At 69.0% G+C, this 22335-nt stretch carries 20 protein-coding genes; 10 read left to right on the top strand and 10 right to left on the bottom strand.

The annotated features are described in order from the left end of the window. Both J2Y42_RS06810 and J2Y42_RS06805 read right to left on the bottom strand, forming a co-directional pair. A complete protein-coding gene (locus tag J2Y42_RS06810) occupies positions 1-945 on the bottom strand; it encodes a sugar ABC transporter permease (protein WP_309856122.1) in 945 nt (314 codons plus the stop codon). Then, positions 945-2288, bottom strand: a complete 1344-nt coding sequence (locus tag J2Y42_RS06805; protein WP_309856121.1) for an extracellular solute-binding protein — start codon at positions 2286-2288, stop codon at positions 945-947. The genes J2Y42_RS06810 and J2Y42_RS06805 overlap by 1 nt, the downstream gene beginning before the upstream one ends. Before the next feature lie 219 nt (positions 2289-2507). Between J2Y42_RS06805 and J2Y42_RS06800 the strand changes: the two genes are divergently transcribed. The 5 genes from J2Y42_RS06800 to iolD are packed head-to-tail and all read left to right on the top strand — an operon-like array spanning position 2508 to position 8468. Then, positions 2508-3719, top strand: coding sequence for an ROK family transcriptional regulator (locus J2Y42_RS06800; RefSeq protein WP_309856120.1), 1212 nt, complete (start codon positions 2508-2510; stop codon positions 3717-3719). A 37-nt stretch (positions 3720-3756) separates the two neighbouring features. Then, positions 3757-4731 (top strand): 5-dehydro-2-deoxygluconokinase, encoded by a 975-nt coding sequence (gene iolC / locus J2Y42_RS06795; RefSeq protein WP_309856119.1) that lies wholly within the window; start codon positions 3757-3759, stop codon positions 4729-4731. After that, positions 4718-5662 carry a deoxyribose-phosphate aldolase gene (locus tag J2Y42_RS06790; protein WP_309856118.1) on the top strand — a complete coding sequence of 315 codons (945 nt, stop codon included), beginning with the start codon at positions 4718-4720 and terminating at the stop codon, positions 5660-5662. Before iolC ends, J2Y42_RS06790 begins: the two co-directional genes overlap by 14 nt. Beyond that, complete coding sequence (gene iolB, locus J2Y42_RS06785) at positions 5659-6576, top strand: 5-deoxy-glucuronate isomerase (protein WP_309856116.1); 918 nt, start codon at positions 5659-5661, stop codon at positions 6574-6576. Before J2Y42_RS06790 ends, iolB begins: the two co-directional genes overlap by 4 nt. Beyond that, positions 6573-8468, top strand: coding sequence for a 3D-(3,5/4)-trihydroxycyclohexane-1,2-dione acylhydrolase (decyclizing) (iolD, locus tag J2Y42_RS06780; protein ID WP_309856114.1), 1896 nt, complete (start codon positions 6573-6575; stop codon positions 8466-8468). Before iolB ends, iolD begins: the two co-directional genes overlap by 4 nt. Before the next feature lie 30 nt (positions 8469-8498). Here the strand turns inward: iolD and J2Y42_RS06775 are convergent, their stop codons facing one another. Both J2Y42_RS06775 and J2Y42_RS06770 read right to left on the bottom strand, forming a co-directional pair. Then, positions 8499-9260, bottom strand: a complete 762-nt coding sequence (locus tag J2Y42_RS06775) for a GntR family transcriptional regulator (RefSeq protein WP_396427139.1) — start codon at positions 9258-9260, stop codon at positions 8499-8501. 65 nt (positions 9261-9325) lie between these two features. Then, positions 9326-9916, bottom strand: coding sequence for a TetR/AcrR family transcriptional regulator (locus J2Y42_RS06770; protein WP_309856111.1), 591 nt, complete (start codon positions 9914-9916; stop codon positions 9326-9328). Between the two features lie 61 nt (positions 9917-9977). Between J2Y42_RS06770 and J2Y42_RS06765 the strand changes: the two genes are divergently transcribed. After that, positions 9978-10763 carry an SDR family oxidoreductase gene (locus J2Y42_RS06765; RefSeq protein ID WP_309856109.1) on the top strand — a complete coding sequence of 262 codons (786 nt, stop codon included), beginning with the start codon at positions 9978-9980 and terminating at the stop codon, positions 10761-10763. Between the two features lie 61 nt (positions 10764-10824). Here J2Y42_RS06765 and J2Y42_RS06760 read toward each other — a convergent pair whose 3' ends face one another. Continuing rightward, entirely contained in the window at positions 10825-11955 is a 1131-nt protein-coding gene (locus tag J2Y42_RS06760) for a ScyD/ScyE family protein (RefSeq protein ID WP_309856108.1), read from the bottom strand. Between the two features lie 188 nt (positions 11956-12143). On the opposite strand from J2Y42_RS06760, the gene J2Y42_RS06755 reads away from it, so the two are divergent. The 4 genes from J2Y42_RS06755 to J2Y42_RS06740 all read left to right on the top strand — a co-directional run bounded on the left by J2Y42_RS06755 (position 12144) and on the right by J2Y42_RS06740 (position 15702). Continuing rightward, the gene (locus J2Y42_RS06755) at positions 12144-13100 is read left to right on the top strand and encodes a DUF389 domain-containing protein (protein ID WP_309856106.1); all 957 of its coding nucleotides are present in this window, start codon (positions 12144-12146) and stop codon (positions 13098-13100) included. A gap of 96 nt (positions 13101-13196) precedes the next feature. Next, positions 13197-13715, top strand: coding sequence for a cyclophilin-like fold protein (locus J2Y42_RS06750; RefSeq protein ID WP_309856105.1), 519 nt, complete (start codon positions 13197-13199; stop codon positions 13713-13715). Between the two features lie 42 nt (positions 13716-13757). Beyond that, positions 13758-14711: a hypothetical protein gene (locus tag J2Y42_RS06745; RefSeq protein ID WP_309856104.1), complete on the top strand. Its 954-nt coding sequence runs from the start codon at positions 13758-13760 to the stop codon at positions 14709-14711. A 28-nt stretch (positions 14712-14739) separates the two neighbouring features. Beyond that, a complete protein-coding gene (locus J2Y42_RS06740; RefSeq protein WP_309856103.1) occupies positions 14740-15702 on the top strand; it encodes a hypothetical protein in 963 nt (320 codons plus the stop codon). 28 nt (positions 15703-15730) lie between these two features. On the opposite strand, the gene J2Y42_RS06735 is transcribed toward J2Y42_RS06740, so the two are convergent. Genes J2Y42_RS06735 through J2Y42_RS06715 form a run of 5 tightly spaced genes read right to left on the bottom strand, consistent with a single transcriptional unit; the run spans position 15731 to position 22269 of the window. Further along, positions 15731-18061: a glycoside hydrolase family 3 N-terminal domain-containing protein gene (locus tag J2Y42_RS06735; protein ID WP_309856101.1), complete on the bottom strand. Its 2331-nt coding sequence runs from the start codon at positions 18059-18061 to the stop codon at positions 15731-15733. Then, positions 18058-19158 (bottom strand): LacI family DNA-binding transcriptional regulator, encoded by a 1101-nt coding sequence (locus J2Y42_RS06730; RefSeq protein ID WP_309856099.1) that lies wholly within the window; start codon positions 19156-19158, stop codon positions 18058-18060. Before J2Y42_RS06730 ends, J2Y42_RS06735 begins: the two co-directional genes overlap by 4 nt. Continuing rightward, positions 19155-20042, bottom strand: a complete 888-nt coding sequence (locus J2Y42_RS06725; protein WP_309856098.1) for a carbohydrate ABC transporter permease — start codon at positions 20040-20042, stop codon at positions 19155-19157. Before J2Y42_RS06725 ends, J2Y42_RS06730 begins: the two co-directional genes overlap by 4 nt. Then, complete coding sequence (locus J2Y42_RS06720) at positions 20042-20950, bottom strand: sugar ABC transporter permease (RefSeq protein WP_309856096.1); 909 nt, start codon at positions 20948-20950, stop codon at positions 20042-20044. The genes J2Y42_RS06725 and J2Y42_RS06720 overlap by 1 nt, the downstream gene beginning before the upstream one ends. A 5-nt stretch (positions 20951-20955) precedes the next feature. Beyond that, complete coding sequence (locus J2Y42_RS06715; protein ID WP_309856095.1) at positions 20956-22269, bottom strand: extracellular solute-binding protein; 1314 nt, start codon at positions 22267-22269, stop codon at positions 20956-20958. Positions 22270-22335 lie beyond the last annotated feature (66 nt).

Genomic DNA, 22335 nt, shown 5'->3' with positions numbered 1-22335 from the left:
TCACACCTCGACCTTCGCGAGCCGTACGTAGACGACTCCGAGAACCAGCACGATCGCCAGGAGGATCATCGACGCGGCGCTGCCGATGCCGACCTGCGAGAACTGCAGCGCGCGCTCGTAGATGTAGATCGCGGCCAGACGCGTCTGACCGCCGGGGCCTCCCTGCGTCAGGAAGTAGACGAGGCCGAACACGCCGACCGTGCTGATCGTCGTCAGCAGCAGGTAGAGGAACACCGGCCCGCGGATGAGCGGCAATGTGACGTACCGGAACACCTGCAGCGCCCGGGCTCCGTCGATCCTGGCGGCCTCGATGAGTTCGACCGGCACGTCTTCGAGGGCCGCCTGGAACATGATCATCGCGAAGGCGATGCCGCGCCAGATGTTGACCGTGATGATCGACGCCATCGGAACCACCTGCAGCCAGTCGGTCGGGCCGGCGCCGAAGATCCCGGTCAGCTGGTTGAGCGTGCCCGCGGCACCGTTCGACAGCACACTCGCCCAGGCGAGCGACGCGACGACTTCGGGGACCACCATGGGCATCAGGATCGCGGCGCCGAAGACGCCCTTTCCCCGCACCCACGGGCGGCTGAGGAGGATGGCCGCGACCATGCCGAGCACGGTCTGCCCGATGATCGCCGAGTACAGCACGAACTGGCCGGTGTGGCCGAGCGACGAGAGGAAGTCGGCGCTGGTCAGCAGGTACGAGTAGTTGTCGAGGCCGACGAACTTCGGATCGCGGGCGGCGAAGCCGGTGAGCTGGGTGTTCGTGAAGCTGAGGTAGATGCCGTATCCGGCCGGGACCACGATGAAGAGCAGGATCAGCGCGACCGCGGGCCCGAGCAGGATCAGCAGCAGCGGCCACGAGCGCCGCCTTCCGCGCCGCCGCGGCGACGGCGACCGGGTGGCCGCCGTCGCCGTGACGGGTACGTCGGTGAACGAGGTCACTACTTCACCAGGTTGGGGCCGAGCAGGTCGGTGGCATCCTTCACGAATGCCTCGTACGCCTGCTTGCCGTCGGCCTTACCGTTGAGGATGAGCTCGGTCGAGGTGGCGATCGCCTGCGCGATCTGGTCCGATCCGTCCCCGGTCGGGACGTACACGCTCGTCGCGAGGTCCTTGCCCGCCTGCAGCAGCTTCGGCTCGTCCGCGTACGGCTTCACCCCGGCGAGGTCGTCGCGGGGAGCAGCGGCGCCGGAGGCGACGAGCTGGTCCGCGAGCGGCGTCCCGCTGGTGAGGTACTGCGCGAGGAGCATCGCTTCGTCCTTGTGCTTCGACTTGGCCGGGGTGGCGTAGCCGAAGCCGAGGCCGCTCCATCCGAAGGGCTTGTCGCCGCTGCGAAGCGCCGGGTACTGCCAGGTGTCGACCTTGGTGGTCAGGTCCGGGATGGGCGTGGCGCCCTCGGGGCCCCAGTCGTACTTCCATCCCCAGGTGCCCTGCGCCGCGACCTGGATCTTGCCCGCCGGGAACTTGACGTACTTCGTGGGCTCCCACGGGTTGGGGTTCTCGAGGTCCTGCACCGGCAGGAGGCCCTTGGTGTAGAGCTGGCTGTACAGGTCGAAGACAGCCGGGAAGCCGCTGCTCTTCAGATCCCACTTGCCCGACTTGAGGCTGTAGTAGTCCTTGTCGGTGCCGCCCAGGATGGGCTGGAAGCCCTCGTTCCAGGCGCCACCGCCCCAGGCGGTGCCGGCGGGGAGGACGATCGGGGTGTCACCCGTCTTGTCCTTGATCTGCTCGAGGCGCGAGATCAGGTCGTCCCACGTCTTCGGCTGGCTGGTGTCGATGCCGAGGGAGGTGAGGATGTCCTTGCGGTAGAAGAGGTTCTGCACTCCGGTGTCGTGCACGAGGGCGTAGATGTGTCCGTCCTGACGGACCATCGCCTTCTTGAACTGCGGGTAGAAGTGCTTCCAGCCGTCCCACTTGTTCAGGTAGTCGTCGATGGGCGCGAGGTAACCCGCACCGGCGAAACCGGGGACCAGGCTGTCCCCCATGTCGATGAGGTCCGGCGCCTGCCCGGCGATGAGCTGTTGGGTGATCTTGGTCTTGAACTGGTCATCCGTCAGGACGTCGGCCACGAGCTTGACCTTGATGTCCTTGCCCTGCTTCTTCATCGCGGCTTCGAAGCCGGGGAGCAGCTTCTTCATCGAGTCGATCCGGGTCTGCTGGTACTCCATGACCGAGATGGTCACGGGTCCGCCGCTGGTGTTGCTGCCGCCGGGGGAGCAGGCGCTGAGCCCGCCCAGTGCCACGATGGCGACGGCGAGAGCGGAGATCACGCGGGTGCGCTTCATTGCGGTGCCTCTCCTGCTTGCCCCTTTGGCTACTTTGCCTATTCGATGGGACAAACCTTGGTCCGAATGTTAGGACATATTGTCACAGGCCGTCAAGAGCCCGAACCAGCGGCCGCCTGTTCGACCTCGCGATCTGTTCCCGGCGACTCTACTCGATAGACTAATCCGCGAACGCGGCAACGGATGCCGCGCGGCCCACGGTCCGGACGGGAGGGCGGCATGCTTCGAGGCACGAACCTCCCGCGCCTGGGCGACTACAACCAGGCGGTCATCCTCGACCTGATCCGACGCGAACCCGGCACCAGCAGGGCCGAACTCCAGCGCAGTTCTGGCCTGGCCTCGCAGACCGTCTCCAACATCGCACGGCGGCTCATCGACGCGGGCATGGTCCGCGAGAGCGAGCCCACCGAGGTCATCCGCGGCCGGCCCAGCATCCCGTTGACGGTCAACGCCGACAGCGCCTTCGCCGTAGGCGTCCACGTCGACCCGGCCCTGCTCACCCTCGTCCTGGTCGACGTGGCCGGCCAGGTGCGCCACCGGCAGCAGCTGCGCATGCCGCAGACCGCGGGCCCGAACGAACTGACCTCACTCATCGCCGTCAGCGCCGGTCGCCTCATCCGCGAGTTCGGGATCGACCGCGAGAAGGTCCTCGGGCTCGGGGTCGCCGTGCCCGGCCCGCTCGACGTTCGGGCGGGAGTGGTCCTGCGACCGCCCCAGCTGCCGACCTGGCACGATGTGCACCTGCGAGCCGATCTGCATGACGCCACCGGGATGCCCGTGCTCCTGGACAAAGACGTCACCGCGGCGGCCACGGCAGAGCTGCGGAACTCGGCCAGTCCCGACTTCCTCTTCATCTATCTGGGCTCAGGAGTCGGAGCCTCCGTCGTCATCGGCGGTCAGGTGCTCCGCGGCGACAGCAACAACATCGGCGAGATCGGCGACATCCTCGTCGATCCGACTGCCGAGGACCTCGGCTGGGGTGGTCGGCGCGGCGGCATGGCGGCGGCCTGCGTGCCGGAGGCGCTCGTGATCCAGGCGGCCCAGGCCGGCCTCCTCCCCCTCCCCGATCTGCAGGACTACCTGGCGCTCGACGACGCCTGCACGACACTGACCCGCCTGGCGGCGGACGGGGACCCGACGGCCTCCCACCTTCTCGACCGGGCTGCCCGGCGCGTCGCCGTCGGCATCGGGGTGCTCGTGAACTTCCTCGATGTGCCCCGGGTCGTCCTCGGCGGACCGACCTGGAGCCGGCTCAGTGCCGCCTTCCTGCCCGTGCTCCAGGAATCCGTGCGAGCCGAACTCGTCGTGCCTCGGGATTCGCTCGCCGTCGTCGGCTCGGCCCTGAGCGAGCAGATCGCCGCCCAGGGTGCGGCGGAACTGGTGATGGACCACTTCCTGGCGCCGCATGCCAGCGTCCTGCTGATGGAATGACTATGTTCTCTTGTCAGGACATAGTATCGTAGGCCGCGTGAACCAGGAAACGACCTCCGGCACCTACGACGTGCTGACGATGGGGCGGGTCGGCGTCGACCTCTACCCGTTGCAGGACGGCGTCGGGCTCGAAGACGTCACGACGTTCGGCAAATACCTCGGGGGCAGCGCGGCCAACGTCGCCGTCGCAGCCGCCCGCCATGGCCACCCGACCGCACTCGTGTCGGCGACCGGAGACGATCCGTTCGGACGCTACGTGCATCGCGAACTGCGCCGGCTGGGCGTCTCGGACGACTTCGTCGGCATCGCCCCCGGGCTTCCGACCCCCGTCACCTTCTGCGAGATCTTCCCGCCGGACGACTTCCCCATCTACTTCTACCGGAAACCCAAGGCACCGGATCTGACGCTGACGGCCGAAGGCCTCGACCTCGACGCCATCGCCCGGGCCCGGGTCTTCTGGGCGACCGTCACCGGGCTGAGCGAGGAGCCCAGCCGCGGCGCCCACCATCGCGCGTGGCAGGCCCGAGGCCGGCGGGAGTTCACCGTCCTCGACCTCGACTACCGCGCCGTATTCTGGGATTCGGCCGAGCGCGCCACCGCCGAGATCGAACGCGCACTCCCCCACGTCACCGTCGCCGTCGGCAACCGCGAGGAATGCGAGGTCGCCGTCGGCGAGACCGACCCTGTGCGGGCCGCGGATGCGCTGCTCGAACGGGGCGTGGAGCTCGCGATCGTGAAACAGGGGCCGAAGGGGGTCCTGGCCAAGACCGCGACGGAGATGGTGGAAGTCCCGCCGTTCCCGGTGACCGTGGTCAACGGCCTCGGCGCGGGAGACGGCTTCGGCGGGGCCCTGTGCCACGGACTCCTCGAGGGGTGGGACCTCGAACGCGTCCTGACCTTCGCGAACGTGGCGGGCGCCATCGTCGCCTCCCGACGCGAGTGCTCGACCGCGATGCCGACGACGTCGGAAGTGGACGCCCTCCTGGTCGGGGGCGCGCATGCTGCGCTATGAGAGCGGCGTCGCCGTGGACGGCGGGCGTCTGAGCGAAGCCGATTTCGACGGTCTGCGGCGCGCCCGCGCGGAGGACCCGGCGCGGTTGCGCAGCATCCTGGCCGCCCGTCGGCGTCGTCCGATCATCCGGGACGACGGCCGGCTCTTCATCGTGGCCGCCGATCACCCTGCCCGCGGCGCCCTCGGCATCCGCGGCGACGATCTCGCGATGGCCGACCGGTACGACCTGCTCGATCGTCTCGCGACGGCGCTCAGCCGGCCGGGCGTGGACGGGGTGCTCGGGACTCCCGACATCATCGACGACCTGGCGCTGCTCGGCCTCCTCGACGACAAGATCGTGGTCGGCTCGATGAATCGCGGCGGTCTCCGGCACGCGACCTTCGAGATGGACGACCGCTTCACCGCCTACGACGTCGCCGGGATCGTGCGGGACGGCCTGGACTTCGCCAAGACCCTCCTCCGCATCAACTTCGCCGACGCCGGTTCGGCCGCCACGATCGAGGCCAACGCGCGTGCCGTCGACGAGGCGGCAGCGGCGGGGGTTCCGATCATGCTCGAACCGTTCATCTGCGACTGGGTGGACGGTCGGGTGGTCAACGACCTCAGCACGGACGCCGTGATCCGATCCGTCGCGATCGCGGCCGGGCTGGGCACGTCCTCCGTCTACACCTGGCTGAAGCTGCCCGTCGTACCCGACATGGAGCGCGTCATGGCGGCGACGACCCTTCCCACCCTGCTGCTCGGCGGCGAGGCGCGGACCGCCGACGACGAGGTGTTCGAGCTCTGGGAGGGCGCGCTGCGGCTCCCCGGCGTCCGGGGGCTGGTCGCGGGGCGGAGCCTCATCTACCCCTCCGATCACGATGTGTCCGCGGCCGTCGACCGGGCCGCAGCTCTCGTCCACACCTCCGACCGGGCGCGGCTCACCCGATGACGCGCCGGAACGAGTGGTTCTTCTCCCGCGGCGACCTGGCGCGGGAGGGATGGGAGTCGGTGGTCGACGACCGCATTCCGGGATGGCACCACACCGGGCTGCGAATCGCCGAACTGACGGACGAGGACGAGTCGTCGCTCGCAGCGGGGTCGGTGGAGCGGCTCATCATCCCGCTCCACGGGTCGTTCACGGTGAGCCACGACGGGAGCTCGACCGAGCTCGCCGGGCGTCCTTCGGTCTTCGCGGGCCCGACGGACGTGCTGTACCTCGGGACCGGGACCGCAGCGTCGATCCGCGGCCGCGGCCGGGTCGCCGTGGCGGAGGCTCCGGCGTCGGTCGCCTATCCCGCTCGGCACATCCGGCGGGACGAGGTGCCCGTCGAGTTGCGCGGGGCGGGTCGCTCCAGTCGCCAGGTGCACAATTTCGGGACGCCGCAGACGCTCGCGGCCGACCGGTTCATCGTCTGCGAGGTCATCACGCCCGCCGAGAACTGGTCGTCGTACCCGCCGCACAAGCACGACGTGCGGAGTGAGAGCGAATCGCGGCTCGAGGAGATCTACTACTTCGAGAGCGCCGTCTCGCGGTCCGCGCGGAACGCCGCCGTCCCCTCTCATCCCGACGCCTTCGGCTACCTGCGCACGTACTCCTCCGAAGCCGGCGAGATCGACACCCTGGCAGAGGTGAGGACCGGTGACATCGGCCTCGTCCCGCACGGCTGGCACGGCCCCTGCATGGCGGCGCCCGGGTACGACCTGTACTACCTCAACGTGATGGCGGGGCCCGACCCCGAGCGCGTGTGGAACATCAGCGACGACCCCGCTCACGGCTGGGTGCGCGCGACGTGGGAGGGCCAGGAGGTCGACCCGCGCCTCCCCTACCTGCCGGCGACCGACCGAAGTGGAGACCATCGATGACGACCCGCAGGATGACCGTGAGCCAGGCCCTCGTCGAGTTCCTCGCGCACCAGTGGACGGTCGACGGCGAGCACCGCGAGCGCACGATCGCGGGGACTCTCGGGATCTTCGGGCACGGCAACGTCGCCGGGATCGGGCAGGCCCTCAAACAGCTGGAGCACGACCAGCCGGGGCTGATGCCGTATCACCAGGCCCGCAACGAGCAGGCGATGGTCCACCAGTCGGTGGGGTACGCCCGGATGCGGCGGCGGCTCGGCACCATGGCGAGCGCGGCATCCGTCGGTCCCGGTGCGGCGAACATGCTGACCGGCGCCGCGCTGGCCACCGCCAACCGCCTCCCGGCCCTGCTGCTCCCCAGCGACACCTTCGCGACCCGGGTCGCCGATCCCGTGCTGCAGCAGCTGGAGCTGCCGCACGACACCGGCATCACCGTCAACGATGCGTTCCGCCCGCTCTCCCGCTTCTTCGACCGCGTCCAGCGGCCCGAGCAGCTCTACTCCATCGCCCTCCAAGCGATGCGCGTGCTCACCGACCCGGCGGAGACGGGCGCTGTGACGATCGCCCTGCCCGAGGACGTGCAGGCGGAGGCGCTGGATGTGCCGATCGAGTTCTTGCAGGACCGGGAGTGGCATCTGCGGCGGCCGCTGCCCGAGCGCGGAGCGCTGGCGCGCGCTGTGCGCGCCATCCGAGGAGCGTCGCGGCCGCTCATCGTGGCCGGCGGCGGCGTCCTGTACTCGGCGGCGGAGGACGCGCTGCGCGAGCTGGTCGAGGCGACCGGCATCCCGGTCGGGACGACCCAGGCCGGCGGCGGTTCCCTCGTCTGGGACCACCCTCAGTATCTCGGAGGCGTCGGCGCGACCGGCACCATCCCCGCCAACCGCGCCGCGGCGACGGCGGATGTGGTGATCGGGATCGGCACCCGGTACAGCGATTTCACCACCGCCAGCCGGACCGCGTTCCAGAATCCCGACGTGGTGTTCGTCAACATCAACGTCGCCTCCTTCGACGCCTACAAGCACGGCTCCCGGCTGCCGGTCGTCGCCGACGCGCGGGAGGCCCTGTTGGCGCTCCGCGAGCAGCTCGCGGGCTACCGGGTCTCCGACGGCTACGCGGAGGAGTTGCGACGCCTCACCGCCGGGTGGAACGACACGGTCGACACCGCCTTCCGCGGCTCAGGAGCCGACCTCCCCGGTCAGCCGGAGATCATCGGCGCGGTCCAGGACGCCAGCGACCCGCGCGACGTCGTCGTGCAGGCGGCCGGTTCGCTCCCCGGAGACCTCCACAAGCTATGGCGGGTGCGGGACCCGCTCGGGTATCACGTCGAGTACGCGTTCTCGTGCATGGGCTACGAGATCGCGGGCGGTCTCGGAGTGAAGCGGGCGGCCCCCGACCGGGATGTGATCGTCATGGTCGGCGACGGCTCCTATCTGATGCTGCACACCGAACTGCTCACCGCCGTCGCCGAGGGCATCAAGATCATCGTCGTCCTCGTGCAGAATCACGGATACGCGTCGATCGGTCATCTGAGCGAGACCGTCGGCTCGGAGCGGTACGGCACGCGCTACCGCCGTCAGGACGCGCAGGGCGGCTTCGACGGCGACGAGGTCCTGCCTGTCGACCTTGCGGCCAACGCGCGAAGCTACGGCGTCGACGTCATCGTGGTGGAGCCGGGACCGGATGCGATCGGCCGGCTACGCGCAGCCGTATCGAAGGCGAAGGGGTCCGATAGGGCGACCCTCATCCACGTCGACAGCGACCCGCTCGTCTACGGCCCGGACGGCGAGGGTTGGTGGGACGTGCCCGTGGCCGAGGTGTCGACGCTCGACAGCACGCGCGCGGCGCGGGAGACGTACGAGCGGCAGCGGACACGGCAGCGCCCGTTGCTCGGCTGAGCGCCGCTCGGCTGACCGCCGCTCGGCCGATCAGCGGTTGACCAGAGTCACCTCGAACGAATAGAGGTCGGGGCGGTAACAGTGCTGACCGAACTCGACCGCACGCCCGGAGTTGTCGAAGACGGTACGCGACATCGTCAAGACGGCGCTGCCCCGCCGGATGTCGAGGAGGGAGGCTTCATTGGCCGTCGCCTCGCGCGCGCCGATCCGCTGGTTGGCGACACGCATGGTCACTCCTCGCGAACGGAGGACCTGGTACAGCCCGTGAGTCGCGAGGTCCTCCTCGGCGATGTCCGAGTAGTCGGGAGGCAGCGTGTTGTCGAGGATGGCGATCGGCACGCCGTCGGCCAGACGCAGTCTCCGCAGGTGGAGGGTGGGGCTGCCGCGCTCGATGTCCAGGATGGCCGCGGCACGCTCGTCCGCCTGCACGATCGTGCAGTCCAGAATCCTCGTCTCGGGCTTCTGCCCGGAGTTCTCCAGGTCCTCGTAGAGGCTGCTCAACTCGACGTTGCGGGTGACCCTGCCGTGGACGACCTGCGTGCCCACTCCGCGGCGGCGCACCAGCAGACCCTTGTCGACCAGCTCTTGGATCGCGCGGCGGATCGTCGGGCGGGACAGGCCGAGCCGGCGCCCGAGCGCCACCTCGTTCTCCAGCCGCGCACCGGCGGGGAGCGTCTCGTCCTTGATCGCCTTCTCGAGCCGGCTCGCCACCTGGTAGTACATCGGCACCGGGCCGGAGCGATCGAGATCCATGAAAAGGTCGGTCGGCAGCGGATGCTCCGCCTGAACCATCTGCGCCTCCGAGCTGTTCGCGAGATTGTGTTAACAATGACGCTTTGTATTGTGACAGACCGGCGCTAGCCGCCCATCAGCCCGCGCCAGACGAAGTCGATGGTGCGCTCCGCCGCGTCCCGCCACGGGACGCCGTCGAGCAGGTCGTCGGTGGCCAGCGTCGCGACGCCGTGGACGGCGGCGAACGCGACGAGCGCGTCCTCGTCCGCGGACCCCTCCCGCAGATCCCCCGACTCCTGCCCTTGCTCGAAGAGCGCGACGAGTCCGCGCATCCCGACCCCGCTCGCTCCGACGAGTTCGGCGGAGGCCTGCGGATGGTGCTTGGCGCGGTACATCAAGCCGAGCAGCGCCGGCTGCGCCACGGCGAACTCGACATACGCCATCCCCACCGCTCGGAACCGGTCGGCGAACGACCCGGCGGAGCTTGCGGCGGCGGCCAGCTCGGCGTTGAGCCGGTGGAAGCCTTCCACCGCGAGCGCGTCGAGGAGGGCGTGCTTGTCGCGGAAGTGCCGGGCTGATGCGCCGTGGCTCACTCCGACGTCACGGGCGAGCTGCCGGAGGGACAGCTCCTCCACGCCGTCGGACTCGATGACGTTGCCGGCGCGGTCGAGGAGCGCCGAGCGCAGGTTGCCATGGTGATAGGAGCGTTCGGACACGCGACAACCCTACCCCAATGTAGACGTTGACAACAATGCTGACACTGTCTACATTGAGGCCATGAGCAGAAACTACCGCGGCACCACCGCCCTCATCACCGGCGCGAGCTCCGGCCTCGGCACGGAGTTCGCCACCCAGTTCGCCGCCCGCGGCGCCGACGTCGTCCTCGTCGCCCGGCGCGTCGATCGCCTTACCGCCCTGGCCGAGAGGCTGGAGCAGCAGCACGCCATCAGGGCGACGGTCATCGCGCTCGATCTGACCGCTCCCGGCGCGGCGAAGGATTTGCGACGCGAACTCGACGACCGCGGCATCACCGTCCAGTCCCTCGTCAACAACGCCGGGTTCGGGATGAAGTCCGCCTTCATCGAGGCGGATCCCGCCCGAACCGCCGAGATGGTGCAGGTGAACGTCGCGGCCGTCGTCGCCCTCACCCGCGAGTTCCTCCCCGACCTGGTGCAGGACGGTCGTGGCGCGCTGATCAGCGTCGCCAGCACCGGCGCGTACCAGCCGTGCCCCAACATGGCGCTGTACGGAGCGACCAAAGCGTTCGTCCTGAACTTCACCGAAGCGCTCGCCTACGAGACGAGAGGCACGGGCCTCGGCGTACTCGCCCTGAGCCCCGGCGCGACCCGCACCGAGTTCTTCGACGTCGTCGGAAGCGAGGATGCGGCCGTGGGACGATTCCAGACGCCGGAGCAGGTCGTCCGGCTCGCCCTGCGCCAGCTCGACCGCAGGAAGACACCGCCGAGCATCGTCTCCGGTGCGGCCAACGCCCTCTCGGCCCGGCTGGTGCGCCTCATGCCCCGGCGCACCGCACTGACCATCAGCGGTCGTGTGCTGGCCTGAGCCGCGGACTGCGAGCGGGGGCCGGCCCCCGGAACGTTCCTGAGGGCCGGCTCCCGATCCCTCACTCCCCCACGTTGATCCGGACCACCTGTCCGCTGTGACCGTTCATCCCGGTTGCGGGCATGATCGACCAGTTGGACACGTATACGCTGCCGCCGCGGAAGGCGAAGCCCGACGGGAAGAACAGCTGTCCGACACCGTAGGTGGTGCGCTGCCCGCTCGCGGTGATCTTCACCAGCGCCCCGCTCGGGTCACCTGTCGGGCTGGGGTTCAGTCCGTTGATCTGGAACTCCGTGACGTAGAAGTTGCCGGATCCGTCGAAGCCGCAGCCCTGGATGGTGCTGAAGCCGCTCCACTTGACCCGCGCGGTGCCGTCCGGCCAGACCTGCCAGACGCGAGCGCCACCCGGCGCATACGTGCCCCCCAGCAGCTCCGTCACGTAGAACGAACCGTCGGGAGCCTTCGCCACGCAGGTGCTCACGCCGTCCGTCACCGACCCGGCCGGAACATCCATGAACGCCAGGGTGGAGACGGTGCCGTTCTTATCCACCTTGGCGAGGATGTTGGCGCCGGCGTCCGCGACGTAACGGGTGTTGCCCACGGTGATCACCGAGTTCGGGTTGGCGTCCGGGAACTGATCCGGGACCAGGTCCTTGTGCGCGGCAGTCCAGGCGTAGTCGGCATCCCCGGTGGAGGCGATCGGAGACCAGGTCCCCGACGACGGGTCCAGTGCGACCGTGCGACCGAGCTGCGCCCGCGCGGCATCCACGACCGGATTGCCCGGCGGCACCGGCGGGATCGGCGCGGTGTTCAACGCGATCTGGCCGGTCACCCATCTTCCCTGCGCGTCGACCGAAACCAGTCCTTCGGCAGCTGCGCCGGACTGGTCCGCAGCCGAGAAGAAACCGGTGATCGGATGCGTCAGGACGCCGTCCTTCCACACCCCGAGCCTGCCCGTGAGGCCGGCGAACTGGTCCCCTTCGGGTCCGCCGCCCAGGGGAAGCGAGCCGCCGTGCCCCGCTTCCGCGATGAACAGCTGCCCTCCGGTCCCGAACGACAGGCCGCGCGGGTTGTCCAACCCCGAGACGACCACCTGCACCGATCCGGCCGGCGGCTTCGGCGCGGTGACCGTGACGGCCTCAGCGGAGGTGGCTCCGGCGGCGACGAGCGCCGCGACGAGTAACGCGGGCATCCCCGCGCGTATGGCGATGTGCAGTGATCTCATCGACATGACTCCTTATCTCCCTCGATACGGCCACGTCTCCCCCCGCAAACAGTGCAGAAACTAGCACCGGGAGGGAGGGTGCGGATAGCCGGTCATCCTGTTCGACACGCCCTCGATCGCCGGACGCCCGGCTCGATTGCGGCGACACTGTCCACGTGCAGCATCTGCGGATCATCGCCCCCGAGAACCTTGTCGACCGGGTGCTGACCACTCTTCAGGACAGCGTTGCGACGACGAACATCGTCCGCATGCCGAAGGCCGCCACCCGGCCTCCCGGCGACCTGGTGCTCTGCGATGTCGCCCGCGAAGGGTTGAGCACCCTCCTCGACCAGCTCCAGCAACTCGGCGTGCAGCATGAGGGCTCGATCTCCGTCGACGACATCGGCGTCGAGATCTCGGATGCGGCCAAGCGCGCAAGCCGCGCAGCCCCCGGGCATGCGGCCGACGCGGTGGTGTGGCAGGAGATCGAGCAGCGCACGCACGAGGAGACCGGCCTCTCCCCCACGTTCCTGACGTTCATGTCCGTCGCCACCATGATCGGGGCGATCGGCGTGGTGTTCGACGAACCCATCCTCATCGTCGGCGCCATGGTCGTCGGACCGGACTTCGGACCGCTCGCCGCGCTCTCCGTGGGCCTCGTGCGATGGCGGGGTCGGATGATCGCGCAATCCGTCCTCGCGCTCGCCGTCGGATTCGCCGTCGCCATCGGGATCACCGTCCTCTTCACCGCGCTCCTCACGGCGCTCCACCTGATGTCACCCGCCGACCTGCTGCACTCCCGTCCGCTGACGGACTTCATCTGGAGACCGAACGCGCTCAGCTGGGTGGTCGGATTCCTCGCCGGCGTCGCCGGCCTCCTGTCCCTGTCGACCGCGAAGTCGGGCGCACTCGTCGGCGTGCTGATCTCGGTGACGACGATCCCGGCCGCCGCGAACGCCGCCGTCGCCCTCACCTACGGGGCCGCCGAACAGTCCGTCGGCGCGCTCATCCAGCTGGTCGTCAACCTCGCCGCGATCACGCTCGGCGGGGTGGCGACCCTGACCGTGCAGCGGGTGAACCAGCGACGGCGGGCGGCGCGCGCGTTGCGGGGACGGCAGCGCGGCACGGTCTGACCTCTCCCCACCCACGCGTGTCCGGTCAGACCTGGCACCCGTGGGGTGTACCGACAGGGAACCCCTGACCAGCTCGGGGCGACGTAGCCTCGTCCCATGCACCGTCGAACCGCCGGGGCGGCCGCCACGATCTTCATCCTGACCGTGGCGACGGGTTGCACAGCGAGCCCGGCCTCGCATTCCCCGACGCCCCTCCCGACGGCCGGCTCGCCCGGGCCGTCCGCGCTCCCCAGCCCGACCGACACCCGCATCTCGGAGGCTCCTGTGCCTGGAACACGCATCAGCATCACTGTCGACGGGCAGACCCTGACGGGAACGCTCGATCACAACTCGACCGCTTCGGCGCTGCTGGAGCAGCTCCCGCTCGAGCTGACGCTCCGCGACTTCGGCGGTCAGGAGAAGGTCGCCGACCTCCCGAGCGCCCTCCCCCTGGAGGGCATGCCGGCGGGCAGCGCCGCGAGCCCGGGGACCATCGGGTACTACGCACCGGATCAGGTCATCGTGCTCTACTACGAGCACGTGGGCTACTATCCCGGCATCATCCCCATCGGCACGTTCGACGACGTCTCCGCCGTCTGGAGCCTCGTGGACGGAGCTCGCGCGGTCATGCGCTAGCGTTCTGCTCATTGCACGTCGCCTCGGGGGGAGCGCTCATTCATGTCGTCGTCACGTCCTGGTCCCACAGCCATGCGCGAGGAGCGCCGGGCCGAATCGCTGGTCATGGGAGGAGCGCTCGGGTTCGCGTCCGGTGTCATCGGGCTCCTCCCGTGGCTCCTGAAAGGCGGCCGTCTCCCGCTGCAGAACCTCTGGCAGACCGAGACTCGGCCCGACGCAATGCCCTACGCCCTGCTGCCGGTGAGCCAGTACTCCGCCACGACGCTCCTCGTGCTGCTCCTGGTGGGCGGCGTGGTCGCGGGCGGCGCGACGCGGCTGCTGCGACGGACCGGACGGGTGGAGGCGTGGAGCGTCTCCGTCGGGCTGCTGCTCCTCCAGGTCGCCGCGCTGCTTCAGGCGTTCATCGTGGTCGCCGACGGATTGGGCATCGGCCGGCCCGGCGTCGACAGCCGCTCCCTCCTGTACTTCACCGGGATGCTCGGCGGCACGATCGTCTCGGTGATGCTCGCCCAGGCACTGTTCTGGCTGATCTCCCGCCGCAGCGTCGGCCCCGCGGCACTGGGCCTGGTGTTGGCGGCGGTCCCGGTCACCTCCTGGATCGTGGGCGCCATCACGGCCGTGGTCGACCCCTACGCGGCGGCGCTCGTCATCGGGTCGGTGTTCCGCTGGCTCCCCGCGGTCATCGTCGGAGCCGTCCTCGGCTGGTGCGGCGTCGTGCCGCTGCGACGCCTCGGCGTGTGGGTGGCGGGGCTGGCAGCGCTCTGGGTGACGCCCGCCCTCTTCACAGCCGTCTCCAACGCGCTCGGCATGCGGGTGCTCGACGGCGACCTCCGGGAGATGGCCCAGATCGCCGTAAAGATCTTCCCCGCCGTCCTCGACATCGGTGTCGGTCCGGTCATCCTGGCGGCCCTTCTCGGCGCGGCCATCGTCGTCGTCCGCTGGGCGGTCGCCCGAGGCGGACGTCGAAGCGAGGCGCTCGCCGACCCCGACGCGTGAGACGACACACGGATACGAAGGAGAGACGGTGACCGACCGGAGCGGAACGAGGGACGCCGCAGCGGAGAAAAACGAAGCAAGCGTCCAGCGCTTCGTCCGCTCGGCCGGTGCGCCTTTCCGCGCGGCGCTCACCTCGCGGCGGGGACGCTGGTGGTTGCTCGCGAGTGTCACGGCTGCCGGCTGGGTCGCCCTGGCCTTCTGGATGGCATCCGGCGACACCGACGACGAGGCACTCTGGGCGATGCTCCTGATCTGCGGCCTCGTCGGCGTGGGCCAGCTGCTGGCACTCCTCCCCCTCGGGACGGACGCCCCGCGCCCCAGAGCCGGCAGGGGCGGCAGAGCCGGCACGGCCCGCAGGGCCGGCACGGTCGCCAGACCCCGCAAGCGGACCTCGGGCACCTGGCTTCTCCGCTGGTGGCAGGTGGTTGCCTTGGCCGCGGCTCACATCCTGGTCGTCACCGCCCTCGCGTTCACGCTCGTGCAGTCGGCGGAGTACGACGACGACCGGCTCGGCACCGTCGTACTGGTGCTGTTCATCGGGACGCTCGGCTGGTTCCTCGTTCCGCTGGTGCTGTTCGTCGTGCTCATCGTGATCCTGCTGGTCGTCGGGCTGATCGTGGCCGGAGTGTCTCTCATCGCCTCCGCTCGCCGTGATCCAGGGGACCCGTCGCTCACCCGCGCCAGGGCCGTCTCGCGTGGAACAGCGATGATCGGCGGAGGCGTGGCGCTGGCCTGCCTGATCGCCGCCATCCCCTTCGTCTCGAGTGGACACTCGGTCGGCAGTTACAAGGGCGCAGCGGTCGCCGCCGCGATCGTCCTGCTGCTGCAGGCGGTCGGGATCGTCCCCTCCCCCGACGCGTGGTGGTACGCCATCCTCCGCTACGGATACCTGGTGGGCCTGGTGGCGGTGCTGCAGTACGCGTCCTTCCGCCTGTGGGGACCACACGTCTGGCGGCAGGGTGAGCGGGAGCCGGCCGACGAGTCGTCCTGAACTCAGTCGACCGGCCCGGGGCCGGACCTCATGCCCCAGGCGCCACCGTGGTCGGGACCGATCGTCGGCGCGATACCGAGGGGTACCGTGTCGCTCCGCGCAGGCGGAGGGTCGCCGCGAGCCCCGGGTCGGCGGCGCTCTGCGCGACGGTGAAGACCAGGTCCCCCGCTTCCACGCGATAGCGCAGGTCGCGACCGGTGAATCCGAGCACAGCGGTGTGCACGTCGAAATGCACGACCGACCGTCGGCCTGGCTCCAATCGCACTCTCCGTGAGGCGAGGCGGGTGCGAACGGGCCGCGTCACCGAGGCCACGGGGTCGCTGACATAGAGCTGCGGGACGGCCCAGGCGACCCTGTCGCCGATGTTCGCCACCGTGGCCGAGATGCGTACGCGACCACCTGTATCCGTCTCACTGCGGTCCGCCCGTACCTCCTCGATCGTCAACGAGGAGTACGAGAGTCCGTGCCCGAAGGGAAAGGCGGGCGTCGGGTCGATGTTGCTGACGCCGTCGCTTCTCAATGCGAGAGGAGCCGCCAGGTACGTTCCGGGCTGGCTCGCCGCCTCCCCCGGGATCTGCACCGGGAGCCGACCCGACGGTTCGATGCGCCCGGAGAGCACCCCGGCGATGGCGCCTGCACCCTCCTCGCCGGGGAAGAACACCTGGAGCGCCGCGGCGGAGCGTGCTGCGATGGCGCCGATGGCGTACGGCCTTCCGGAGAGAACCACGAGCACTACCCGGGGGGATGCATCGAGCACGCTGTCGGCGAGCTGCTCCTGCACGCCCGGGAGGGCGAGGTCCGTCACGTCGCATCCTTCGCCGGAGGTGCCGTGGCCGAACATGCCCGACCGATCCCCCACGACGAGGATGGTCACGTCCGCTCGCGCGGCGAGTTCGGCGGCGGCGGCGATCCGGGAGGTGTCCGTGCCGCTGATGGAGACGCCCGGGTCGTAATCGATCACGCTGTCCGGGAATTCGGCTCGGACGGCCTGCAGAACCGTGGGAGCGTCCACGCCGATCCCGGCTTCCGGGTACCCGGGGATGACGTGGTTGGGGAAGGAGTAGCACCCGAACAGGCATCCGGAGTCGTCCGCCCCCGGGCCGATGACGGCGATGCGGGGAGGCGCCGCGAGCGGAAGTGCCCGCTGCTCGTTCTGGAGGAGGATCACCGACTCCTCCGCGACCCGGCGGGCGATGCGCCGGTTGCGAGGCGAGTCGAGATCGTACGAGGAGAGCCCGTCCTCCTCCGGAGTCCAGTACGGGTCCAGCAGCCCGAGCTCGGCCTTCTGCCTCAGGACGCGGAAAGCCGCCTCGTCGATGGTGCTCGCGTCGAGACGGCCGTCCTCCACAGCCCCGAGCAGCGAGTCATCGAAGCCGAGTGTGTGCGGGAGCTCGACATCCATGCCTGCCGTGAGGGACTGGATCCCGGCGTCGGTGATGCTCTCGGCGATGCGGTGCGTGGATTGGAGGAACGGTATCGCCCAGTAGTCGGACACGACGGTGCCCTCGAATCCCCACTCATCGCGGAGAACGCGAGTGAGGAGTTCGCGGTCGGCGGCCGGAGGCACGCCATCGACGTCGGCGTAGGAGTTCATCACCGATCGCACGCCACCGTCGATCACTGCTCTGGCGAAGGGTGGGAGGACGACGTCCGCGAACTCGCGCGGCCCCATCGTCACGGGCGCGTGATTGCGCGCGCCACGGGACGCGCTGTAGCCGGCGAAGTGCTTGAGGGTCGCAACCACCCCGGACGACTGCAGGCCTCTCACATAGGCGGTCGCGAGTTCGCCCACAAGGGCCGGGTCTTCTCCCAGCGTCTCCTCGACGCGACCCCACCGGTAGTCGCGCACGACGTCGAGCACGGGCGCCAGGCCCTGGTGGATGCCCACCGAACGCATGTCCTCTCCGATCGCGGCGGCCATCTCCTCGATCAGCTCCGGGTCGTTCGTCGATGCCCACGCGAGCGGGGTCGGGTAGACCGTCGCCGTCCACGCGGTGAAACCGGTCAGGCACTCCTCGTGCGCCACGGCGGGGATGCGGAACCTGTTGGCCTCCATGACCCGCCGCTGCAACGCGACGAGTTTCTCTCTCCCGGCGGAGACCGAGATCGGAGCAGTCCCGAACGGCCTCGTGATCTGGCCGAGGCCGTCTCGGACGGCGTCGTCGAACGGTTCCGCCCTCACGAGCGTGTCCTGCATGGGCGCCACGTCGGCGCCTGCGCCCTCCGCGTCCGGCCAGGTGCTCCCCAATTGGTGCAGCTTCTCCCTGAGCGTCATCCGCTGCAGCAAATCGCGGGCTCGCTCATCGGGCAGCCGGGCGGGGTCGCGCCACAGCTCCGTGGTCTCATCGGTGATCGTCATGGGGCTCCGTTCTCGGGCGCGCTGTCGGCGGCGGGGCGAATCTTCTTCGGCGGACGAGCACTGGAGGCCCGGACGACGAGTTCGGTGGACAGTTCGATGCGCTTGGTGACGAGCACCTCGCCTCTGGCCAGGCGCAGCAGCGTCGACAGGGCGGCGCGTCCGATGTCCGCGATGGGCTGATGGACGGCGGTCAGCGGAGGTGTGGAGATCGACGCTATGTGGGTGTCGTCGAACCCCACGACACTGAGGTCCTCCGGCACGGAGAGCCCCGCGCGGCGGGCGGCCTCGAGAACGCCCGTGGCCGACACGTCGCTGCCGGCGAAGATCGCGGTCGGCCGGTCCGCCGAACGCAGGAGCTCCGTCCCGGCGGCGAGCCCGTGCTGGAACGTGTAGCCGGCACGCGGTACCGAGGTCGCGTCCACCATGATGCCGGCCTCCGCCATAGCGGCCGCCCAGCCGTGGGCGCGAGCGATGTCGCAGGCGGCGCCTTCCGGGCCTCCGATGTACGCGATGCGCTCGTGCCCGAGGTCCAGCAGATGACGCGTCGCGGAATACGCGCCTTGCCAGTTCGTGGCGCCGATGCTGGGGATGCTCGTCCGAGGGACGTCGATCGGGTCGACGAGCACCATCTGCAGCCCCACCGCCCTCAACGCCTTCGCGCGGTTCGCCGAGTAGGCGCTGGTGAGCTCGATGACCCCACTGCGTCCGGCCCGCGCGAGCTTCTGGGCCCAGCGCACGGGATCACGACGTTCGACTCCGGAGAGGTTCCGCAGGGTGACGCCGACGTCGAACGTCCCCGCGGCATCCATGACGCCCTGGAGGAAGGTCGAGATGTAGGGGTTCGCGATGTCCTTCGAATCGAGAAGGAGCTCCACACTGATCTCGCCGCGGTTGAGCGAGCTCTGCTGGCGTTCCCCGATGCTGACGTAGCCGAGCTCCCCGATGACCTCCTGCACCCGCTGGCGTGTCTCGGGCCCGACCCCTGTGCGTCCGTTGACCACTTTCGAGGCGGTCCCGATCGACACCCCCGCCGCCCGCGCAACCGCGGACAGCGTCGTGCGGTGACCGCCGGCGGCCGCCGTCTCGGTGGAGATCATTTCCCGAACCCGGCGGTGATGCCCGCGACGAGTTGACGCCGGCCGATCAGGTAGAGGGCGAAGATCGGGAGTGTCGAGAGCACCACCGCTGCCAGCGTGGCGGGCACGTTGACGCTGAACTGGCCCTGGAAGGTCCACAACGACAGCGGCAGCGTTCGCTTGTCCGGACTCTGTGTGAGCACCAGAGGGAAAAGGAAGCCGTTCCAGACGGTCAGGGCATCGTAGATCACCACGGTGATGATCGCCGGGCGGGAAAGCGGGACCACGAGGGAAGTCAGCATCTTCCAATGAGACGCCCCATCGACGCGCATCGACTCGAACAATTCGTTGGGAAGGTCGCGCAGGAAGTTGCTGAGGACGAGAACCGTCAACGGGATGGCGAACCCGATGGAGGGAAGCACCAGGGCGAGGAGCGAGTCGTAGAGGCCCACTTTGCTCATCATGTAGAACAGCGGGATGATCGTCGCCTGCAGCGGCACGGCAAGCCCGAGCAGGAACACGGCGAACCCCCACCGCGTGAAGCGCGTGTCGGATCGAACGATCGCGTAGGCGGCCCCCAGGCTCAGGGCGACGGTCACGAAGACACTGGCCACCGTGACGATGACGCTGTTCGCCAGGTAGAGGAGGAAGTCGCTCTGCAGCACGAGCGCGTACTGATCGAACGTGGGGGCGGCGGGTGGCAGCAGCTGGTTGGAGGAGTAGAACCCCTGCTGCGGCCGAACGCTGGTGATGACGATGTAGTAGATCGGGAGGACGATCACGGCGAGCCACAGGTATCCGCCGATCGCTCCGAGGATGTTGGGGCGGCGGAACCGGCGCGCCGGGGTGACGGCCGCCATCCCGGATCCGGTGGTCCGAGCCTTCGTCTGAGTGAGCGTGCTCATCATGCTCCTTCCTGTTGGCTGGACATGCGGTTGAATCCGCTGAACCGGGTGAGTACGAGCGACACGATCAGCCCGATGGCCGCCAGGATGATGGCCAGCACGCTGGCGGTCCCGAACTGGCTCGCGGAGAAACCGGTCACGTACATGTCGATGGGCAGGATGTTGATCGAATCCGAGGGAACCCCTCCGGTGAGGATGAAGACGACGTCGAAGTAGGTGAGGGACCCGGTGATCATCAGCGTCGACGACGTGATGATCGTGTACTTCAGCTGCGGGAGCGTGATGGAGAAGAACTGCTGCACACGCGACGCACCGTCGATTTCCGACGCTTCATAGAGGCTGGCCGGGATCTGGCGCGCTCCGCCCTGATAGAGCAGCGTGTGGAACGGGACGAACTGCCACGCGATGACGAACACGACGACAGGCAGGATCAGACTGGGACTTCCGAGCCAGTTCTGCTTCAGCCACGGCACCCCGAGGGAGTCTGCGAGGCCGAAGTTGGGGTCGAGGATCGCCTTGAAGGCGATGCCGATCGCGGCAGAAGAGAGGATGAGCGGCACGAAGTAGATCGCGGCGAGCACGGCACGATGGCGCTGTTTCCCGGCGACGAACACGCCGAGGAGGAGGCTGATCGGCGTCTGGAAGAGCCACGAGAGCACGACGACTTCCAGGGTCAGCTGGAGGGAATGCCAGGTCCCGCCATCCGCCAGGACCTGCGCCCAGTTCTGGATGCCGACGAATACCGGTGTGCCGATCGCATCCCACTGGGTGAAGCTCAACCAGAGCGCTACGACCAGGGGCACGACGGCGAAGAGGACGAAGACGCCGAGGGCCGGGGCCAGGTACCAGCCCGACGGACCGGTGGAGCGCAGTCGCGCCCCACCGGTCTTGATGGTGCTTGACGACATGTGGCCTACTTGCCGATCGTCTCGTTCATCGCGTCGGAGAACTGCTTCGGAGTGATCTGTTTGCTGAACAGCTTGTCGAGGTTGGTCAGCAGCGCGGTCGCCTGTGCGGACGGGAGCGCCTGATCCCACGACATCTGGAAGCTCGGCGCCTGGTCGATCAACGACGAGGTCTGCCCGAGGAAGGACTCCGTTCCTCCCTGGATAAGACTGGAGACGCCCTTCACCGGCGGCACCTGACCGCTGTCGAGGAGCCGCTTGGTGTAAGCGTCGTCGAAGACGCCCTCGGTGAGGAAGTCGACCGCGTTCTTCTTCTGCTCGTCGGACGCGTTCGCCGAGACCGAGAAGTACCCGGAGACGTTCCCGACGATGTCCTTGGGGTCGCCCTTGCCGTCCTCGACGGACGGGAAGTTGGTGTACCCCAGGCCGGAGGAGGTGAACTTCGCGTCCCCCGACTGGAACGCGCCGTATGCCCACGCTCCCTGGAGCAGCATGGCGGCCTTACCGGTGTAGAGGAGCGCGACGTCCGCGTTGCTGTCGGCGACGACCGAGTTGAAGTCGCTTCCGAACGCGCCGGCGTCGACCAGCTGCTGGATCATCGTGTTCGCCTTGATGATGCCGGGATCGCTCCAGGCGTCCTTCTTGCCTTCCTCGACTGCCGCGAACGCGTCCGGCCCCGCGACCCGGTCGACCAGGTACTCCTCCCACATCAGCTCGGGCCACTTGCTCCCGCCGGCCAGAGCGAACGGGAGGACACCCGCGCTCTTCAGCTTCGGGATGGCGGCGAGGATGTCCTCCCACGTCTTCGGGACATCGACCCCCGCCTTGTCCAGGACCTCCTTGTTGAAGTACATGAGCACCGGATACGACGGATCCATGGGAACGGCGTAGGTCTTGCCGTCGACGACCCCGAGATTCCAGACGGACTCGTTGTATTTCGTCTTCACCTTCGCGGTGTCCTCGGTGAGATCGGCGACCTTTCCGGCCTTGACGTAGTCGGCGAGCGTACCGCCGGCCCAGCTGTAGATGATCGTGGGTGCGGAACCGGCGCCCACAGCGGTCTTGATCTTCGTCTTGTACGCGTCGTTGGCGAAGTACTGCGCGGTGATCTTCTGATCGGGGTGCGCCGAGTTCCACGCCGTGACCGCGGGCTGGACGACGCCGGTCTGGTCTCCGGTCAGCGCCCAGAGGGTCGTCGGTCCGCCGGCGCTGGAGCCCCCGGAGGAGCAGGCGGTCAGCCCGCCGACCAGGGCCGCTGTTGCCAGGACCGCGGCCGACGCGGCGCGGATGCGGCGGCGGCGCGAGAACGTGCTGCGAGTCATCGTTGGCTCTCTTTCGGTTGCGGGAGAGACGGTGCTCAGGGTCGCCGTCCATCCGTTTGCTGGTGT

This window comes from Leifsonia sp. 1010 (genome assembly GCF_031455295.1).
In the GTDB taxonomy this organism is placed as follows: domain Bacteria; phylum Actinomycetota; class Actinomycetes; order Actinomycetales; family Microbacteriaceae; genus Leifsonia.
This window is presented reverse-complemented; position numbering and strand designations above follow the sequence as displayed.

What these genes read in the sequence shown, in the direction of transcription:
- iolD (WP_309856114.1), top strand. Translation starts at nt 6,573, where the DNA reads ATGACGACCCGCAGGATGACCGTGAGCCAGGCCCTCGTCGAGTTCCTC.
- J2Y42_RS06745 (WP_309856104.1), top strand. Translation starts at nt 13,758, where the DNA reads ATGTCGTCGTCACGTCCTGGTCCCACAGCCATGCGCGAGGAGCGCCGG.
- J2Y42_RS06730 (WP_309856099.1), bottom strand. Translation starts at nt 19,158, where the DNA reads ATGATCTCCACCGAGACGGCGGCCGCCGGCGGTCACCGCACGACGCTG.
- J2Y42_RS06760 (WP_309856108.1), bottom strand. Translation starts at nt 11,955, where the DNA reads ATGCCCGCGTTACTCGTCGCGGCGCTCGTCGCCGCCGGAGCCACCTCC.
- iolB (WP_309856116.1), top strand. Translation starts at nt 5,659, where the DNA reads ATGACGCGCCGGAACGAGTGGTTCTTCTCCCGCGGCGACCTGGCGCGG.
- J2Y42_RS06790 (WP_309856118.1), top strand. Translation starts at nt 4,718, where the DNA reads ATGCTGCGCTATGAGAGCGGCGTCGCCGTGGACGGCGGGCGTCTGAGC.
- J2Y42_RS06765 (WP_309856109.1), top strand. Translation starts at nt 9,978, where the DNA reads ATGAGCAGAAACTACCGCGGCACCACCGCCCTCATCACCGGCGCGAGC.
- J2Y42_RS06735 (WP_309856101.1), bottom strand. Translation starts at nt 18,061, where the DNA reads ATGACGATCACCGATGAGACCACGGAGCTGTGGCGCGACCCCGCCCGG.
- J2Y42_RS06800 (WP_309856120.1), top strand. Translation starts at nt 2,508, where the DNA reads ATGCTTCGAGGCACGAACCTCCCGCGCCTGGGCGACTACAACCAGGCG.
- J2Y42_RS06805 (WP_309856121.1), bottom strand. Translation starts at nt 2,288, where the DNA reads ATGAAGCGCACCCGCGTGATCTCCGCTCTCGCCGTCGCCATCGTGGCA.
- J2Y42_RS06775 (WP_396427139.1), bottom strand. Translation starts at nt 9,260, where the DNA reads ATGGTTCAGGCGGAGCATCCGCTGCCGACCGACCTTTTCATGGATCTC.
- J2Y42_RS06725 (WP_309856098.1), bottom strand. Translation starts at nt 20,042, where the DNA reads ATGAGCACGCTCACTCAGACGAAGGCTCGGACCACCGGATCCGGGATG.
- J2Y42_RS06715 (WP_309856095.1), bottom strand. Translation starts at nt 22,269, where the DNA reads ATGACTCGCAGCACGTTCTCGCGCCGCCGCCGCATCCGCGCCGCGTCG.
- J2Y42_RS06750 (WP_309856105.1), top strand. Translation starts at nt 13,197, where the DNA reads ATGCACCGTCGAACCGCCGGGGCGGCCGCCACGATCTTCATCCTGACC.
- J2Y42_RS06720 (WP_309856096.1), bottom strand. Translation starts at nt 20,950, where the DNA reads ATGTCGTCAAGCACCATCAAGACCGGTGGGGCGCGACTGCGCTCCACC.